The organism is uncultured Alistipes sp. (assembly GCF_949296715.1).
Lineage (GTDB): Bacteria > Bacteroidota > Bacteroidia > Bacteroidales > Rikenellaceae > Alistipes.
This window is the reverse complement of the sequence record NZ_CASFQD010000019.1, coordinates 1-17,215: the sequence shown is the minus strand read 5'-3', so window position 1 is coordinate 17,215 and position 17,215 is coordinate 1. Positions and strand designations below refer to the sequence as shown.

General features: G+C 61.3%; 15 protein-coding genes and 1 rRNA gene. 8 read left to right on the top strand and 8 right to left on the bottom strand.

Annotation, left to right across the window (positions count from 1 at the left end; genetic code table 11):
* Nucleotides 1-96, top strand: a 5S ribosomal RNA gene (gene rrf / locus Q1Y33_RS03050); the annotation flags it as partial.
* Nucleotides 97-701: 605 nt separating this feature from the next.
* Nucleotides 702-1,454 carry a hypothetical protein gene (locus tag Q1Y33_RS03045; RefSeq protein WP_300798149.1) on the top strand — a complete coding sequence of 251 codons (753 nt, stop codon included), beginning with the start codon at nucleotides 702-704 and terminating at the stop codon, nucleotides 1,452-1,454.
* Nucleotides 1,455-1,567: 113 nt separating this feature from the next.
* On the opposite strand, the gene Q1Y33_RS03040 is transcribed toward Q1Y33_RS03045, so the two are convergent.
* The 4 genes from Q1Y33_RS03040 to ffh form a co-directional block, all read right to left on the bottom strand.
* Nucleotides 1,568-2,938, bottom strand: a complete 1,371-nt coding sequence (locus tag Q1Y33_RS03040; RefSeq protein ID WP_300798148.1) for an MFS transporter — start codon at nucleotides 2,936-2,938, stop codon at nucleotides 1,568-1,570.
* A 16-nt stretch (nucleotides 2,939-2,954) separates the two neighbouring features.
* Complete coding sequence (locus Q1Y33_RS03035; RefSeq protein ID WP_300798147.1) at nucleotides 2,955-4,943, bottom strand: tetratricopeptide repeat protein; 1,989 nt, start codon at nucleotides 4,941-4,943, stop codon at nucleotides 2,955-2,957.
* Nucleotides 4,944-5,000: 57 nt separating this feature from the next.
* On the bottom strand, nucleotides 5,001-5,882 hold the full coding sequence (gene era, locus Q1Y33_RS03030) for a GTPase Era (protein WP_300798145.1): 882 nt from the start codon (nucleotides 5,880-5,882) through the stop codon (nucleotides 5,001-5,003).
* A 177-nt stretch (nucleotides 5,883-6,059) separates the two neighbouring features.
* A complete protein-coding gene (gene ffh / locus Q1Y33_RS03025) occupies nucleotides 6,060-7,391 on the bottom strand; it encodes a signal recognition particle protein (protein WP_300798143.1) in 1,332 nt (443 codons plus the stop codon).
* Between the two features lie 145 nt (nucleotides 7,392-7,536).
* Between ffh and Q1Y33_RS03020 the strand changes: the two genes are divergently transcribed.
* Nucleotides 7,537-8,271 (top strand): hypothetical protein, encoded by a 735-nt coding sequence (locus tag Q1Y33_RS03020; RefSeq protein ID WP_300798141.1) that lies wholly within the window; start codon nucleotides 7,537-7,539, stop codon nucleotides 8,269-8,271.
* A gap of 198 nt (nucleotides 8,272-8,469) precedes the next feature.
* Here Q1Y33_RS03020 and Q1Y33_RS03015 read toward each other — a convergent pair whose 3' ends face one another.
* Nucleotides 8,470-9,057 (bottom strand): DUF4294 domain-containing protein, encoded by a 588-nt coding sequence (locus Q1Y33_RS03015; protein ID WP_300798138.1) that lies wholly within the window; start codon nucleotides 9,055-9,057, stop codon nucleotides 8,470-8,472.
* 472 nt (nucleotides 9,058-9,529) lie between these two features.
* On the opposite strand from Q1Y33_RS03015, the gene Q1Y33_RS03010 reads away from it, so the two are divergent.
* The 3 genes from Q1Y33_RS03010 to Q1Y33_RS03000 all read left to right on the top strand — a co-directional run bounded on the left by Q1Y33_RS03010 (nucleotide 9,530) and on the right by Q1Y33_RS03000 (nucleotide 11,624).
* Nucleotides 9,530-9,979, top strand: a complete 450-nt coding sequence (locus tag Q1Y33_RS03010) for a nucleoside deaminase (RefSeq protein ID WP_300798150.1) — start codon at nucleotides 9,530-9,532, stop codon at nucleotides 9,977-9,979.
* Nucleotides 9,980-10,138: 159 nt separating this feature from the next.
* Complete coding sequence (locus Q1Y33_RS03005) at nucleotides 10,139-10,825, top strand: Sir2 family NAD-dependent protein deacetylase (protein WP_300798136.1); 687 nt, start codon at nucleotides 10,139-10,141, stop codon at nucleotides 10,823-10,825.
* 184 nt (nucleotides 10,826-11,009) lie between these two features.
* Nucleotides 11,010-11,624, top strand: coding sequence for a trimeric intracellular cation channel family protein (locus Q1Y33_RS03000; protein ID WP_300798134.1), 615 nt, complete (start codon nucleotides 11,010-11,012; stop codon nucleotides 11,622-11,624).
* A 205-nt stretch (nucleotides 11,625-11,829) separates the two neighbouring features.
* On the opposite strand, the gene Q1Y33_RS02995 is transcribed toward Q1Y33_RS03000, so the two are convergent.
* The 3 genes from Q1Y33_RS02995 to Q1Y33_RS02985 all read right to left on the bottom strand — a co-directional run bounded on the left by Q1Y33_RS02995 (nucleotide 11,830) and on the right by Q1Y33_RS02985 (nucleotide 15,227).
* Nucleotides 11,830-13,197, bottom strand: a complete 1,368-nt coding sequence (locus tag Q1Y33_RS02995; RefSeq protein ID WP_300798131.1) for a fibronectin type III domain-containing protein — start codon at nucleotides 13,195-13,197, stop codon at nucleotides 11,830-11,832.
* A gap of 416 nt (nucleotides 13,198-13,613) precedes the next feature.
* Nucleotides 13,614-14,750, bottom strand: a complete 1,137-nt coding sequence (gene meaB / locus Q1Y33_RS02990) for a methylmalonyl Co-A mutase-associated GTPase MeaB (RefSeq protein ID WP_300798129.1) — start codon at nucleotides 14,748-14,750, stop codon at nucleotides 13,614-13,616.
* A 9-nt stretch (nucleotides 14,751-14,759) separates the two neighbouring features.
* On the bottom strand, nucleotides 14,760-15,227 hold the full coding sequence (locus tag Q1Y33_RS02985; protein WP_300798128.1) for a hypothetical protein: 468 nt from the start codon (nucleotides 15,225-15,227) through the stop codon (nucleotides 14,760-14,762).
* Between the two features lie 297 nt (nucleotides 15,228-15,524).
* Between Q1Y33_RS02985 and mce the strand changes: the two genes are divergently transcribed.
* Nucleotides 15,525-15,935, top strand: coding sequence for a methylmalonyl-CoA epimerase (gene mce, locus Q1Y33_RS02980; protein WP_300739593.1), 411 nt, complete (start codon nucleotides 15,525-15,527; stop codon nucleotides 15,933-15,935).
* A gap of 121 nt (nucleotides 15,936-16,056) precedes the next feature.
* On the top strand, nucleotides 16,057-17,215 hold a 1,159-nt coding region (locus Q1Y33_RS02975), incomplete at its 3' end, for an acyl-CoA carboxylase subunit beta (RefSeq protein ID WP_300798127.1).

Below are 17,215 nucleotides of genomic sequence, written 5' to 3'. Positions count from 1 at the left end.
GAGGTTCCACCTCTTCCCATTCCGAACAGAGAAGTTAAGCTCACTAACGCCGATGGTACTGCGGTTTTCCCGTGGGAGAGTAGGTAGCCGCCTCTTCAAGGTCAGATCGAAAGGTCTGACCTTTTTTGTTGTGGTTGTGTCGTGTGGATGGCTTTGCGGCAATGGCGGTTTGTGCCGGTTGACCTTGAAGAGGCGGCAGGCCGCCAAAGATATCGACAACCACCCCAAACCCCTCCTTGAGAGGAGGGGCTTAATATTATAGCTGTGTGGGTGGTAGGCAAAAGATTGTTGCCGTTCAGAACATAGATGCGGAGCCCTCTGAACCGGCCCTCTTACGGCCGCTTGAGAGGAGGGGCTTATTGTTTACAGCTGTGTGGGTGGAGGGCAAAAGACTGTTGCCGTGCAGAACATAGATGCGGAGCCCTCTGAAACAGCCCTCTTACGGCCGCTTGAGTGCGGCGGGAAGGTTTTTTTGAGCGAAACAAATCGCCGGGAGGGTTGGCTTTTGTTTGTCGGTCGGGTTACAAATGTTCTGACCTGTTGTTTTTACGGATATTGTGTGTATCTTTGTTGATGTCCATGCGGTCGGGCTTCCGGTAAAATAAAAAGGAAGGAGCGCTCGGTGATCCGCATGTGAAGATAAACAGCATCCATCGGGAATTAAATCAAGTAAAATCCTTTTGTAAAACATCCATCACCCCATGCCCTATTTCTGTGTCGTTTTGGGTTTTGTTGCCGTTGTTCTCGGTTATCTGGCTGCTCTTCGCTTTGCATACCGTAAGAGCGCCAAACTGCGTGACATGGTTGGTTGCGTGCTTTCACCCGAAGAAAACTGTGCGCTTGATCTCCGGATTGCCAGCATCGTAAAGAGTTGTCTGTGGTTCCTGGTCATCCACCTGTCGATTACCTTCCTTTACCATTTCGCGGACCTTCTGTTTTTCGGTGAGCCTCTGACAAGCAACATAGGCAGTGCGGTGTCGGTGCTTCCGCTCTGGGTGGTCCTTTTGCTGCCGCCCGTGCTGGAGGAGACGGCGTTTCGCCTGCCGCTGAAGCGAAAGAGGGTCTACATTACGATCTCTGCCGTGGTGATGATGTTCTTTGTCTCGGCCCTTCTCTTTTCCACACGGGTGTACGACATTACGTGGCCAAGGCTGCTGACATGTGCGGCTATGGTGCCGATTGCGTGGTTTTGGGGATACAAATGGATTTCGGGGCTTCGCTTCAGGGCCTGGTTCTGGTCGTTGGTGCTCTTCTTCTCGATCCTGCATATCCAGAATTACGATCTCAGTGCAATGGATGCGGGCGAATGGCTCCGCGTCATCCTGAAGGAGTGTGTCAAGATTCCGAGTGCCCTGATGTTCTGCTATGTCCGGCTCCGGCACGGTTTTGCCCTATCCGTGGCATTGCATTTTTTCAATAATCTCACCGCTTTCCTGCTCGGTTCATTGGCATGACCGGCGTGCGATAGGGGACGGTTCGTGCCGGATACGGGGTAACCTGCACATAAAACGGAGGTGTGTTCCGAGAACACACCTCCGTTTTTCTGTCCGATGTCGGGGACTGTCCGTTACCGCTTCACGTTCGGCAGCTCGAGGCCGTAGCCCTTTCTGCGGTCCTCGATCTTCAGATAGAAGCTGAAAATGAAGGCCAGCACGCCGAAGGTCGAGAAAATAATCATCGGCACGGTATAACCGCCCGTGGCGTCGAGCACCACGCCGATGAGCAGGGGCACGGCGAACAGACCGATGTTCTGAATCCAGAAAATCAGGCAGTAGGCCGAGCCGAGAATCTTTGCGTCGATGATCTTCGGCACCGAGGGCCACAGCGCTGCCGGCACGAGCGAGAACGACACGCCGAGCGTCACGACCAGCAGCAGGGCCAGCCACTTCGTCGGGAAGAGCGGCAGCAGGAAGGCGAAGCTCAAGTGGCAGCAGATCATGATGATGGCGCCGACCATGAGCATCGTGGCACCCTTGCCCTTGAAGTCGAGCAGCGCACCGAGGAAGGGCGTGAGGATCATGGCCAGGATCGGGAAGCAGCTGAAGAGCCGTGCGGCCGATTCGGCGTCGATGCCGAGCGTCACCTCGAGGAAGTTCGGGGCGTAGCGCTGGAAGGGGAAGATGGCCGAGTAGTAGAGCACGCAGAGCAGCGCCACGAGCCAGAACATCTTGCTGCGGAAGATGGCGCCGAGGTCGCGGATGTGGAACTCCTCGTCGGAGGATTTCTGCTCCTTCAATTCGCCGGCGGCGATGAGCTGACGGTCGAGCTTGCGGTCCATGAAGACGAAGACCGTGTAGCAGAGCAGGCCGATGATGAGCAGCACGGTGCAGAAGGCCACAGGAGCGACAATCGACTGGTCGAACTGCTTGGAAATCATCGGCGCGAGCCACATCACGGCGAAGACGCCTAGACGCGCGATGGCCATCTCGAGACCCATGGCCAGGGCCATCTCCTTGCCCTCGAACCACTTGGCGATGGCCTTCGAAACAGTCGTGCCGGCCATCTCGCAGCCGCAGCCGAAGATCATGAAGCCCAGCGACGCCATCTTGGCGCTGCCCGGGAAAGCGACCCACCAGCTGTTGAGCCAGCCGCAGAAGGCCGTGGTCTGGAACCACTCGGAGATGCCCACGAGCTTGATCGAGGCGCCGAGCACCATGAGCGAGGCCGAGAGCAGTCCCGTGAAGCGGATGCCCATCTTGTCGAGGATGATGCCCGCGAAGATCAGGAAAAAGACGAAGACATTGAGGAAGTACTCCGACGAGGCGTAGGTGCCGAACGTGCTGCTGTCCCAGCCGCGCGCCGATTCGACGAGCGACTTGAGCGGCGACATCACGTCCACGAACATGTAGCCGAAGAACATCATCAGGGCGATGAGCACGAGTGCCGTCCACCGTGCCACGGCCGAATCGTTGAGTTTCCGTTGGATAGTTGCTACCATAGTGTATTGATTAGAGTTAGTTTTCGATCTGTGCGTAGCGCTTGAGCACCTCGTAGGCCTCGGTGATGCCCAGCTCGCCGGCCTTCGAAATGTCGAGGCACCCCTTGCGCGTATCCTTCATGAAAATCTGGATGATGCCGCGGTTGTAGTACGCCTCGGCGAACGAGGGGTTCAGCTCGATGGCCTTCGAGTAGTCCTCGAACGCCTCGGGCAGGCTGCCCGACAGCGCCCGCAGGTTGGCCCGGTTGTAGTAGGCGTGCGCGAAGTCGGGGTAGAGCTTCACGGCCTTGTTCAGGTCGGCGATCGCCTCGTCGTAGCTGTACGTGCGCTTCGAATTGTTGTTCAGCCGGTTGGCCGGATTCGAGTCGATGGTGATCCGCTGGTACGAGTTGTCGATCGACGAGATGAAGTCGATCATCTCGGCCCGTGTCGTCGAGCGGTTCAGGTAGAGGAACGGGTTGCTCGGATTCAGGTCGATGGCCGTCGTGTAGGTGTTCACCGAATTGGTGTACTGCTTGATGAGCAGCTGCGTGACGCCCCGTTCGAAGAGCAGCGTCCACGACGTCTCGTTCGTGCGCAGCTCCTGCGCGTACTGCCTGTCGAGCACGACGAGCGAGTCGGCCTCGAGGTCGCTCGGGCGGCATGAGAGGGTGAGGTAGCGGTTGCCGATGCGCTTCTTGAAGTCCTCGATGCGCGGCGGTGCGTAGGGCTCCACGACGGGCACCGTGTCGGGCCGCATGAGCGTGAACTTGAACAGAGGCAGCAGGCGCATCTCCTCGCGTCCGCCGTTGTGGCCCGTGATGCGGTCGAAGCTCCCGCCCGCGAACTTGCTGTCGAACGACAGCAGGCGGTCGAAGCGCTGCGTCGTGTCGGCGAAGATCGAATAGGTGCTGTCGCTCAATCGCGAGCGGTACTCGGCGATCTTCTTCTGGGCCGTTTCGCGGTCCTGCCGGGCCCCCTTTTCGTCGCGCAGGAAGGCCCGCAGCTGGCCGCGGTAGATGTAGGCGTTGGCGAAGTCGGGGTAGAGGTCGATGGCCGAGGTGTAGTCCTCGACGGCCTTCTCAAGTTCGCCCAGCTGGGCATAGACCCCCGCGCGGTTGTAGTAGACCAGCACGTTGTTGGGCGAGTAGAGCGCCACCTTGTCGTAGTCCTCCAGCGCGCGGTTGTAGTCGCCGATCTGCGTGCGGAGCATCGCGCGGTTGAAGTAGGTGATCGAGCTGGTCGAGTCGAGCGAGATCACCTTGTCGAAGTCCGCGAGCGCCTGCATCGGACGGTTCGTGTCGGAGTAGACCAGCGCCCGGTTGAAGTACGAAAGCAGGTAGGTCGAGTCGCACTCGATGGCCTTGTTGAAGTCGGCCTCGGCCTCCGGGTAGCGGTGCTGCTGCAGGTAGAGGCCGCCGCGGCGGTTGTAGCCGTTGGGGTTCTCGCGGTTGGTGCGGATTGCCGTGTTGAAGTCCTCGTAGGCGCGCACGGTATCCTTGAGGTGGAGGTAGCTCAAGCCGCGGCAGATGAAGGCGTCGGCGACCTTGTTTTCCTGGCGGATGAACTTGTTGAAGTCCTCGATGGCCTCCTCGAACTGCTGATTCAGCAGGCGCGTCACACCCCGGCTGTAGTAGGGGCCGGGCAGGTCGGGCCGCAGCTCGATTGCCTCGCGGAAGTCCTGCAGGGCGTCGTCGTAGTTGCCCAGGCGCGAGCGTGTCACGGCGCGGTAGGTGTAGGCCTGCGTGTAGACGGGGTTCTTGCGGATGGCGGTCGTGAAGTCGGCCTCGGCGCCGATCAAATCGTCGAGGTTGTATTTGGCGATGCCGCGCAGGAAATAGCCCTCGAAGGCATCCTCGTCGAAGCGCAGCAGCGTGTTGAGCGTGCGGATGGCCTCCTGGTAGTTGTTGTCCATCATGCAGCGCTGACCCACCCAAAAGAAGTACTCCCGGTTGTACTGGGCATGCACGGCCTGCACGCAGCAGAGTGCGGTGACGAGGAGTGTTCCGAGGATGAATTTTCGCATGATTGACCTGAAAGACTTGTTTCTTATGTCCCTTTAACGCATTTCGGGGACGGTTTATTATTCCTGTTCGTATCCGAAGCGGCGCAGTTGCCGTTCGTTGTTGCGCCAGTCGTCGCTGACCTTGACGAAGAGCTGCAGAAAAACCTTCTTGCCGAGGAACTGCTCCATGTCCTCGCGGGCGGCCTGTCCCACGCGCTTGAGCTTCTCGCCCTTGTGGCCGATCAGGATGCCCTTCTGCGACTCGCGGGCCACGTAGACCGTTGCGGCGATACGGTCGATCGTCGGCTCCTCGCGGTAGCTTTCGATTTCGATTTCGCAGCAGTAGGGAATCTCCTTGTCGTAGAAGCGCAGAATCTTCTCGCGGATGATCTCCGAGGCGAAGAAGCGCAGCGTCTTGTCCGTGAGCGTATCCTTGGGGTAGTAGGCGGGGCCTTCGGGCAGCAGTTCCAGAATCGTCTGGAAGAGCCCTTCGATATTGAACTGTTCGCGGGCCGAGACGGGCACGATGCGTGCCGCGGGAAGCTCCGCCTGCCACTTCTCGACCAGCGCGTCGAGCCGTGCCGGGTCCGAGAGGTCGATTTTGTTGATGACGACGATGGTCGGGATGCCGCTCTGGCGTATCTGTCCGATGATTTCGGCCGAGCGGTCGCTCTGCTCGACGGTGTCGGTGACGTAGAGGATGACGTCGGCGTCCGTCACGGCGCCCGTGACGAACTTCATCATCGACTCCTGCAACTTGTAGGCGGGTTTGAGGATGCCCGGCGTGTCGGAGTAGACAATCTGGAACTCCTCGCCGGAGACGATGCCCATGATGCGGTGGCGCGTGGTCTGCGCCTTGGAGGTGATGATCGAGAGCCGCTCGCCGACGAGCGCGTTCATGAGGGTCGATTTCCCGACATTGGGATTCCCGATGATATTGACAAAGCCCGATTTGTGCATTTTCCGTAATAAACTGTCGGACAAAGGTAACGATAAAATGGCACCCCTGCAACTGCCGGGGCGATTAATTTGCCGCCGATTTTTGCCGTCCGGGCCGCCGGCGGAGATGCCTGCCCGCCGGAAAAAACAGAGCGCCTCCGCCGCGGCGGAGGCGCTCCCGTTCCGTATGCGGAGCCGTCAGCGTTTGCGGAATCCGCCCGGCATCTTGGGCATCTTCATGCCGCCGCCCGCCACGGCCTTCATCATCTTGCGCGTATCCTCAAACTGCTTCATCAGGCGGTTCACGTCGGCCACCGTCGTGCCCGAACCCTTGGCGATGCGTTCGCGGCGCCGGGCATTGATGATCTCGGGGTGCTCGCGCTCGGCGGGCGTCATCGACGAGATGATCGCCTCGGTCTGCTTGAACGCGTCGTCCGGGATGTCGACGTTCTTGAGCATCTTGCCCATGCCCGGGATCATCGAGGCGAGGTCCTTCAGGTTGCCCATCTTCTTGATCTGCTGGATCTGCGCGATGAAGTCGTTGAAGTTGAACTGGTCCTTGACGAGCTTCTTCTTCAGCTTGCGCGCCTCTTCCTCGTCGAACTGCTCCTGCGCACGCTCCACGAGCGACACGACGTCGCCCATGCCGAGGATGCGGTCGGCCATGCGTTCCGGGTGGAAGACCTGCAGCGTATCCATCTTCTCGCCGCTGGAGATGAACTTCAGTGGTTTGTCCACGACCGAGCGGATCGAGATCGCCGCACCGCCGCGCGTGTCGCCGTCGAGCTTCGTGAGCACCACGCCGTCGAAGTCGAGCCGTTCGTTGAACTCGCGCGCCGTGTTCACGGCATCCTGACCCGTCATGGCGTCGACGACGAAGAGCGTCTCCGAGGGCTTGACCGCCGCCTTGATGGCCGTGATCTCCTGCATCATCGCTTCGTCGACGGCCAGACGTCCCGCCGTATCGACGATCACGACGTTGTAGGCGTGCTGGCGGGCGTACTTGATGGCGTTCTGCGCAATCTCCACGGGGTTGCGGTTCCCCTCCTCGGTGTAGACCTCGACGCCGATCTGGCCGCCGAGGACCTTCAGCTGGTCGATGGCCGCCGGACGGTAGACGTCGCCCGCGACGAGCAGCACCTGACGTCCCTTCTTCGACTTGATGTAGGCCGCGAGCTTGCCCGAGAAGGTCGTCTTGCCCGAGCCCTGCAGACCGGCGATGAGGATGACGGCCGGCGTGCCTTCCAGGCGGATGTCCGTGGCCGTGCCGCCCATGAGCTGGGCCAGCTCATCGCGCACGATCTTGGTGAGCATCTGCCCGGGTTTCACGGACTTCAGCACGTCCTGACCCAGCGCCTTCTGCTTCACCGTATCGGTGAAGGTCTTGGCCACCTTGTAGTTGACGTCGGCGTCGATGAGCGCCCGGCGGATCTCCTTGAGCGTCTCGGCGACGTTGATCTCGGTGATGCGCCCCTCGCCCTTGAGTATCTTGAACGACCGTTCGAGTTTGTCGGTTAGGTTCTCAAACATGATTTTCGGGATTTTAGGCCGTAAAGATAGTACAAAGTGCCGTGAGTGCCAAATTTTTTCGGGTCCATCGCCTTTTTTGCCTCCGAATGCGGTCCGTAACGGGATTTTGCCTATCTTTCCGCCCGAACCTTACTCATTTGACCGGATGATACGACTTCTTGCCACGCTGGCCCTGCTGCTTGCCGTCCGGACGGCTGCGGCGCAGGCTGCTCCCGGCGACCGGACCGACGCGGTGCGTCCGCGCACCTTCGACAACGAAATCGGCATGCGCTTCGGGGCGCAGATCGGCCTCGGGCAGACCGACGGTCCCGAATTGCAGGCCTTGAGCCTCGACTATGCCCGCTACGGCTACCGCAACATCGGCCTGCGCACCGGCGTGAACCTCTTTCTGAACGGCGATGTCGAAAATTATCTCTCCGTGCCGCTGCAGTTCTCGTGGCGCTCGGGACGCATCGCCTCGGCGTGGCGCCGGGGCGAAGAGCTCCCGGTGGCGCCCGATCCGTATGGCGGGTATTACAATCCCGCAGGGCCCTATGGTACCCGCTCCGTTGATGAGGGCAGTTTTTTCTGGAATCTGCTGCTCTCGATCCTGCCCACGGCCTTCGAACTCCACACGGGCTTTACGCCCGGCGTGATGTGCGGCCCCCTTTCACGGCGCGGCCCTGCGGAGGCGGAGCCCGACTGGCAGCCGTGGCTGGTCCGGCAGCGTTTCTCGTGTACGTTCGATGCCGGGGCGCGGCTCATCATCCCCGTCTGGCGCTTCAACCTCCACGTGGACTTCACCTATCACTGCTACCTGACGGACAATTTCCGCCGTGCGGACCAGCGCCCCTCGCGCTCCTGGATGGGGGTGAGCGGCGGCGTCGCGTTCAATTTCTGATTCCGGCAGGCGGGGATGTGGGCGGTGTCCCGACGCGGGCGCGGCCGCATTCCGATGCGTTGGCGCGGACCTGCGGTGTGAGCCTGCGGTGCGAGCCTACTGTGTGGGCCTGCGGTGCGGACTTGCTGTGTGGACTTGCGGTGCGGACTTGCGGCCGGACCGGCGCGGAATGCTTCATGCCGCGGGTGTCGCGGCCGGTCAGAGCAGCCCCGCCTCGTAGTAGAGGACGATCTGTTCGATGATGCGGTCCTCGCCTTCGCGGTCGTATTCGGACTTGAGGTTCTGGCCGAAGATTTTGGAGACGCCCTGCCAGAATCCCGCGATGAAGCCGCCGCGGAACTCGCGCAGCACCTCGTAGGCCGTGTATTCCGTTTCGCGGTCGATGAGCTTGAGCAGCACCTTGCCCTGCGTGCGGGTCATGCGCTTGAGCACCGGCGTGTATTCGGCCTTGATCTCGTTGTAGACCCTCTTGATGTAGGCCTTCTGCTCCTTTTTGGTCGGCAGGCTGCAAAGTTCCTTCTCCATGTCGGCCATCTTGGCCCGGGCGATCTTGGCGATGGGGTAGACCTTCTTCACAGCATCGACCAGCCGACGGTAGCGCCGCAGGTCGGCCGGACGGTTGAAGACATAGACCGGCAGGATGTGGATCGTTGCGATCGAGTCGCCGTGCTCGACGCTCCACTCCTGATGCCAGTAGCCGCGGCCGCGCTGGGCCCGGGCTTCGGTCGCCGCACCGACAAGGAGAGCCAGCAGCAGCCATACGTATGTCGTTCGCAAAGGTCGCATGCGCAAATTTACGGCTATTTTCCAAAAACGGATATCCGGGCGGCATATTTTTTCCGCCGGTGCTTTTGGCTCTCTCCGTTCCGGGCGTCCCTGTACCTGCCTTTTCTCCATCCGGCCTTCCCCGCACCCGTCTCTTCCTGCATGCGCGCTGCGGCCGTGCGTCGCGGAGAACGGGGAAGGGAAGAGCGCGGCGGCACAGTGACGGCGGGTCTGCGGTGGGGCTCCGACGGGAAAAATTCGCTCCGGAAGATACACTTTTGTGTTTTTTCGGTAACTTTGCCGTCGGATACATCAAAATTCAACCATTTTGCATATGAAACGTCTGTTTTATCTCTTTGCAGTCCTTGCCCTTGCGGCAGGCTGCGGTACCCGGGCCGACAAATCCGCCGCGGCATCCGAAGGCGATGCCGCCGCCGTTCAGGCGGCCGACAGCGCAGCCCTCACGGGTGAAGTGCTCACCGACGAGGAGCTGATGCGCGAGGCAATCCGCCTCTCGGAGGAGAACGTCAGGGCCGGCGGCGGCCCGTTCGGTGCCGTGATTGCCAAGGACGGCCGCATCGTCGCCCGGGGCGCGAACCGCGTGACCCCGAACCTCGACCCGACGGCCCATGCCGAGATCAGCGCCATCCGTGCGGCCTGCCAGGCGCTCGGAACCTTCGATCTGACCGGCTACACGATCTACTCGTCGTGCGAGCCCTGCCCGATGTGCCTCGGCGCCATCTACTGGGCCCACCTCGACAAGCTTTACTACGGCAACGACAAGCACGATGCCGCGCTCATCGGCTTCGACGACGCCTTCATCTACGAGGAACTCGACCTGGAGCCTTCGCAGCGCCGCCTGCATGCGCAGGAGCTGCTGCCCGAGGAGGCCTTCGGCGCTTTCCAGCAGTGGATGGACAAGAGCGACAAGGTGGAGTATTGATCCGCTGCCTGCCGTGCGGGCGTGCCGTCGGCTGCCCGTCGGAGAGGCCGGAACGGATGCCGGATGCGCAGATGCCGCGTCCGGCATTTTTTTGTCCGGTGCAGGGGCGTCCGAAGGGGGAATTTTCGCTATATTTGCAGTAAGCAAAAAAGTTCCGTCATGAAAAGGATCGTGGTCTTTACCGGCGCGGGAATGAGCGCCGACAGCGGCATCGCGACGTTCCGCGATGCGGACGGCCTGTGGGCCAACTACCGGATCGAGGAGGTCTGCACGCCCGAGGCGCTGGCCCGCAACCGGGCGCTGGTGATCGAGTTCTACAACATGCGCCGCCGCGAAGTGCTCGCCGCCAGGCCCAATGCCGGGCACCTTGCCATTGCGGGGCTGGAGCGCGACTTCGACGTCGAGGTGGTGACGCAGAATGTCGACGACCTGCACGAGCGGGCCGGGTCGACGCACGTCACGCACCTGCACGGCGAGCTGCGCAAGTTGCGGTCGATGCGCAATCCCGACGTGATCGTTCCGATCGAGGGGTGGGAGCAGAAGCTCGACGCCACGGGGCCCGACGGTGCGCTGCTGCGCCCGCACATCGTTTTCTTCGGCGAGTCGGTGCCGATGTTCGAGCGGGCCGCCGAAATCGCCGCGCGGGCCGATGCAATGGTCGTCGTGGGGACGTCGCTGGCGGTCTATCCCGCCGCGTCGCTCGTGCGCTATGCGCGGCCCGAGGTGCCGATCTACCTGGTCGATCCCGGGAATCCCGACGTGTCGGGCATCCGCAATCCGCTGACAGTCATCCGCAAGCGCGCGGCCGAGGGGGTGCCCGAACTGGCGGAGCTGCTGCGGCGGTAGCCGGGTGCGGCGGGCCGCACGCCGGGCGGCTGTGGTGAGAAACGGTGGCGGACGGCCCCTTTTCGGAGGGGCGTGCCGCCCGGGGCCGGAAAAAGCGCCGCCGGGACCGCTTTTCTGAAAAAGGTTTTCTATCTTTGCAGCCTGATTTTTGCGGGGTGCTTCCCGCCTGAAACGGACTGCGATCATGAGCGTATACTTTATTCTTGAGATGCTGGGCACGCTGGCCTTTGCCATCAGCGGTATCCGGCTCGCCTCGGCCAAGCGTTTCGACTGGTTCGGGGCCTATGTCGTGGGCTTCACGACGGCCATCGGCGGCGGTACGATGCGCGACGTGATGCTCTCGATGACCCCCTTCTGGATGCTCGACAGCGTCTACCTCGTCGTCACGGCCATCGCGCTGGGCATCGTCATCGTGCTGGGCCGCTACCTCATCCGGCTCAACAACACCTTCTTCATCTTCGACGCCGTCGGGCTGGGCCTCTTCACGGTCGTCGGCATCGAGAAGACCCTTGCGGCGGGTTTCCCGCTCTGGGTCGCCGTCATCATGGGCACCATGACCGGCGCCGCGGGCGGCGTGCTGCGCGACATCCTCATCAACGAGGAGCCGCTCATCTTCCGCAAGGAGATCTATGCCCTGGCATGCGTCTTCGGCGGCGTGGTCTTCTGGGCCTGCGAACAGGTGGGCATCACGGGCGCCGTGCTGCAAATCACCACGGCCGCGGCGGTCATCGCCCTGCGCATCGTCGCCGTGCACTACGGGCTGAAGCTGCCGACACTCAAGGGCGAGGGGAAGAAGTAGGGCGGCAAGACTGCCGGAACCCGGCCTTCCCTTCTTGTGCGGGCCTTCCGGTCGTTCTGTGCAAATCTCTTGCAGACATGGATAACCGACTGCCTGTAGATATTTGGGGCAAAAATGAAGCACCCCGGGAAATTTCCCGGGGTGCTTTCGGTTCAGCCGTCCATCGGGCCCGCAGGGGCCGATGGACGGTTTTGCCAATGCGGCCTTATTTTGCAGCCTGCATGTTGTTCAGTACGTAGGAGCTCGGGCACAGCACCTTGGCGCTGTACTTCTGCGCAGCCTTCATTGCCGCCGCAGCCTTCATTGCGCTCGAACCGGCAGCCTTGGTCATCGTGACGTCGCCGGCTACGTGGTATACGGGGAACGAGGAGCCGTAAATCGCGTACTGGGTATCGCTCAGGGCATAGACCTCCAGCGAAATGGTCTCGAACGTTCCTCCGCCCGAAAGTTCACCCTCGTAACGCTTGCAGGTGGCCTGGTCGCCGTTCATGCTGAACGTGTAGGCGGGGTAGGTGCCCGTAATGAGCGAGTAGTCCGAGCCGTTTACGATGCTGTAGCCCGACCACGTCGGGGTGTATCCTCCGCTTGCGGAACCTACGGTAACACCCGCATAGACCTCGAGGTCGCCGTTGTCGTTGATCTCGCAGAGGGCGGGAATCTCGCTGTCAACCTGGCTCCAGCCGTAGAGAAGAATCTGGCCATTCTCCTCCTTGATGGTGAAGTTGAGGTCCATGGCGCGGGTCTCCTCATAGGTAGGCTCCAGATACTGTCCGCTTACGTCCCATTTGAGCGAGCCGGTCGAAGTGGCACTCCAGTTGCCGAACCAGCCTTCGTCGTCGGAACCGCCCGCACGCTCTTCGGTCGTGAAGTTCTTTGTTGCCACGGCCGAGGTGACCGTTCCGTCCATATTGATTCCGAGGGCGTAGACCACATGTTCGGTCGAAGCCGCAAGAGATTCTGCGGTCCACGAATCGGGACCCGTGGAAAGCAGCAGCCCGAGCACCTCTTCGAGCGTCATGCCATACGCTGCGCCCATGTACTCCATGCCTTCGAGAAGGGCCGTGGCAAATGCCTCGTCGGAGGTGTGCAGCTGGTCGAACTGCTCCTTCTCCATGCAGTCGAAGTAATAGGTCTTGCTGTTGTCGGACGGAGTGCACTTGAGGGTCGCGGTGGTAGCGGTGATGTCGCTTACCTCGATCGTAAAGGTCAGCCCGACGTCCGAGGAAGGCTCATCCTCCAGGGTGGCGGAAATCGTGGCGTAGTCGGAGTCGCTCCACTCGGCCGAACCGGACACGGCCTTGACTTTGACGGTATAGGTTCCGGGCTCCAGACCGGTGAAGGATACGGAAGTGGCGGTGGTGCTCTTCTCGGCTTCGCTTCCGAATACATAGTTGTAGCCGGTTGCGTTCTCGACAGCCTGCCAGCTGACGGTGAACCCGTCGCTGAGCTGTTCCGTTACGTTCAGAACCGGAGCGGGCAGTTTCGAGGGATCGGTGCTCTCGTCCTTCTCGCAGGACGTCAATGCAAAGGCCAAAAGAGCCGTGCAGAGGAGTGTGAAGAGTTTGTTTTGCATGATGTTAATGTTTATAGTGGTAAGTGTTTCGTTCTGAATGCTTTGCCGGAGCTGCGCGGCCGAAGCCGTTTCGGGGGAAATGGTCCCGTGAAGCGGACTGCCGCGTGAGACGGTGGCCCCCGAATCCGGCGGAAGCCCGTGTGCCGACCAACAAATATAGAAAAAAAAACCGCGATTCGGCACGAAATGCCGTTTTTTTACGCCTCTGCCCGTAAATTTCGGGACGGCGGGGCGGACGGTTGCCGTTGTCGCGTCGGGCGCGAGCCTCCGGATGTCCGGCGCCGGGGCTGCGTCCGGCGTCCGGCGGGTCGAATCCCGGGCCGGTTCCGGGCGGTGCGGGCGGGTATCCTATATATAGGAAGGCGGAAAAGCGAACGTTCGCTTTTCCGCCTTCCGGTGTCGGGATGCCGCTTCTCTTACGGTTTGTCGTTGTGTGCGGCCTTGTCGGCAAAATAGAGGTCCAGCAGCTCTTTGGCGGCGATGAACGACGATATCTTGTCGTCGAGCACCCGCTCCTCGTACACCCCGATGCGGGCCTCGACGGCCGGGTCGTGGTAGAACGAGTTGCGCAGCACCTCGTTGATCGATTCGTACATCCAGTACTTGTTCTGCCGGTTGCGGTTGTGGCGGAAATAGCCGTTGGCCTGGATGTGGTCGAGGTACTCCTCGACGCCCTTCCATACCTCCTCCAGTCCGCTGCCCGTGACGGCCGACGAGGTGTAGACCTTGGGCCGCCAGCCCGATTCGGGCATGGGGAAGAGGCGCAGGGCCCCCTGGAACTGCGTCTTGGCCAGCTCGGCCTTGTGGATGTTCTCGCCGTCGGCCTTCGTAATGACCATCAGGTCGGCCATCTCCATGATGCCGCGCTTGATGCCCTGCAGCTCGTCGCCGGCACCCGAAATCTGCAACAGCATGAACAGGTCGACCATCGAGTGCACGGCCGTCTCGGACTGCCCGACCCCCACCGTCTCGATGAAGATCACGTCGAAGCCCGCCGCCTCGCACAGCACGATCGTCTCGCGCGTCTTGCGCGCCACGCCGCCCAGCGACCCGGCCGAGGGCGAGGGGCGGATGAAGACGTCGGGGTTGTGGCTGATGCTCTCCATGCGGGTCTTGTCGCCGAGGATCGAGCCGCCGCTGCGCTCCGACGAGGGGTCGATGGCCAGTACGGCCAGCTTGTGGCGCAGCGAGGTGACCATGTTGCCGATGGCCTCGATGAAGGTCGACTTGCCGGCGCCCGGCACACCCGTGATGCCGATGCGCACCGAGTGTCCGGCGTGGGGCAGGCACTGCTCGATGATCTCCTGCGCCTGGGCGTAGTGGGCCGGGTTGCTCGACTCGATGAGCGTGATGGCCTGCGACAGCGTCGTGATGTTGCCCGCGAGGATTCCCTCGACGTACTCGGCGGTCGTGAGGCTGCGCCGCTTGTGGCGGACGAAATAGGGGCTGATGATCGGCTGGTCTTCGACCCCTTCGGTGACGTTCAGCGCCGTGTCGTGGTGCATGTCGGCGTACTCCTCCTTTTCGAAATGGTGTATTTTGGTGAAGGACATGGCTGTTGACTATTTTGTGATTTTAAGAAGCAACTGTTTGTTCATCTGGAGCGTATTGCCCATCCACAGGGCCCGTTTCTTCGCGTCGACCAGTACCCCGAAGGGGAGGTAGCTGACGCCGAAGGCCGCAAAACCCCTGCCGGAGGTGTCGAGTGCCACGGCGATGCGCGGCGCAAGGCAGGGGCGCAGCAGCGGCGCGATCCGCTCGACGGGCTCCTTCGTGACGATGATCAGGCGCAGGTCGCACTCCGGATCGTCGCAGAGCCTGCACAGCCGTTCGAGCATCGCGGCGGAGATTTCGCTCGCCGAGTGGTAGAACTCGATGTAGGTCATCGCGGCCGGCGCGGCGCGGTGCCCGTCGAGCCAGACGGTGTTCTTGATCTCGGGAACCCGCTCGCCGAGAGCGATGTTCTGGGCTGCGGCGCCGCCGGGCAGCAGCGCCAGGACGAGCAGCAGGGCAAGCACGGTGTGTTTCATGGTGAGCCTTTGTTCGGAGCGAAGATACGAATAATTTGCCGTATTTGCCATATTCCGGGGCTTTTTTGCGCGGGGCGGCGCGAAAAGCCGCGCCTGCGGCCCGCTCTCCCTTTTCCGCACGGCGCTGTGCATATTCGGCGGCGCGATCTCCGGCGGAGATTTTGCGGACGAAAATATTGCCAAAAAAATGCCCCAAAAATTGGCTATTCCGAAAAGATTAGCCTATCTTTGTGTTCGCAAAATAACAGCAAGCGAACAACAACCGGAACATTCACTAAACTTTAATCTTTATTTGCTATGAAAGTTTCTCATATCGAGCATCTTGGCGTCGCAGTGAAGAGCCTTGATGAAGCTATCCCCTACTGGGAGAACGTGCTGGGTCTGAAGTGCTATGCCATCGAGGAGGTGGCCGATCAGAAAGTGCGCACGGCCTTCTTCATGCTGGGCCAGACGAAGATCGAACTGCTGGAGCCGACCTCCGAGGATTCGACCATCGCCAAGTACATCGAGAACCGCGGCGTGGGCATCCACCACATGGCGCTCGCCTGCGAGAACATCGAGGAGCAGCTCGCCGATGCCGAGGCCAAGGGTATCCGTCTGATCGACAAGACGCCGCGCAAGGGCGCCGAGGGGCTGACCATCGCCTTCCTGCACCCGAAATCGACCCAGGGCATCCTCACGGAGCTTTGCGAGAACAAGAACAAATAATCGAGTCGAACAGGACCGCGTGCGGCCCGTCCGTGCGGAATGTGCGGACGGGCTTCTGCGGGTTCGGAGCAACCCTTGCGGCAGGCGGCCATTCATTAAAGCAATCACTTAATCACACGTTATGAGCGATATTCAGAACAAGATCAGCCAGCTCATCGAGAACCGCGAGACCGCACGCATGGGCGGCGGCCAGAAGGCGATCGACAAGCAGCACGAGAAGGGCAAGTACACGGCCCGCGAACGTATCCAGATGCTTCTGGACGAAGGCTCCTTCGAGGAGTTCGACATGTTCGTCACCCACCGTTGCTACGACTTCGGCATGGAGAAGAAGCACGCCTTCGGCGACGGCGTCGTGACGGGTTACGGCACGATCGCGGGACGTCTGGTGTACGTCTTTGCACAGGACTTCACCGTGACGGCCGGCTCGCTGTCGCTGTCGATGTCCGACAAGATCTGCAAGGTCATGGACATGGCCATGCGCAACGGCGCCCCCTGCATCGGCATGAACGACTCGGGCGGCGCACGTATCCAGGAGGGCGTCAACGCCCTGGCCGGCTATGCCAACATCTTCCAGCGCAACGTCATGGCCTCGGGCGTCATCCCGCAGATTTCGGCCATCTTCGGCCCCTGCGCCGGCGGTGCCGTCTATTCGCCCGCGCTGACGGACTTCATCATCATGAAGAAGGAGACCTCCAACATGTTCCTCACGGGCCCGAAGGTCGTCAAGACCGTGACGGGCGAGAACGTGACGCAGGAGCAGCTGGGCGGCGCCGTGATGCACACGACCAAGTCGGGTGTGGCCCAGTTCGCCGTCGACACCGAGGAGGAGGGCATCGAGCTCATCAAGAAGCTCCTCTCGTACATGCCGCAGAACAACATGGAGGACGCTCCGCTGACCGTCTGCACGGACCGCATCGACCGTCTGGAGGATACGCTCAACGAGATCATCCCCGACAACGCCAACAAGCCCTATGACATGGCCGAGGTGATCCGCGCCATCGTCGACAACGGCGAGTACCTGGAGTCGGCAGCCAACTATGCCAAGAACATCATCACCTGCTTCGCCCGCTTCAACGGACAGTCGGTGGGCATCATCGCCAACCAGCCGAAGTTCATGGCCGGCGTGCTCGACATCAACGCCAGCCGCAAGGCTGCCCGTTTCGTGCGCTTCTGCGACGCGTTCAACATTCCGCTCGTGACGCTCGTCGACGTGCCTGGCTTCCTGCCGGGTACGACCCAGGAGTCCGGCGGCGTCATCACGCACGGTGCGAAGCTGCTCT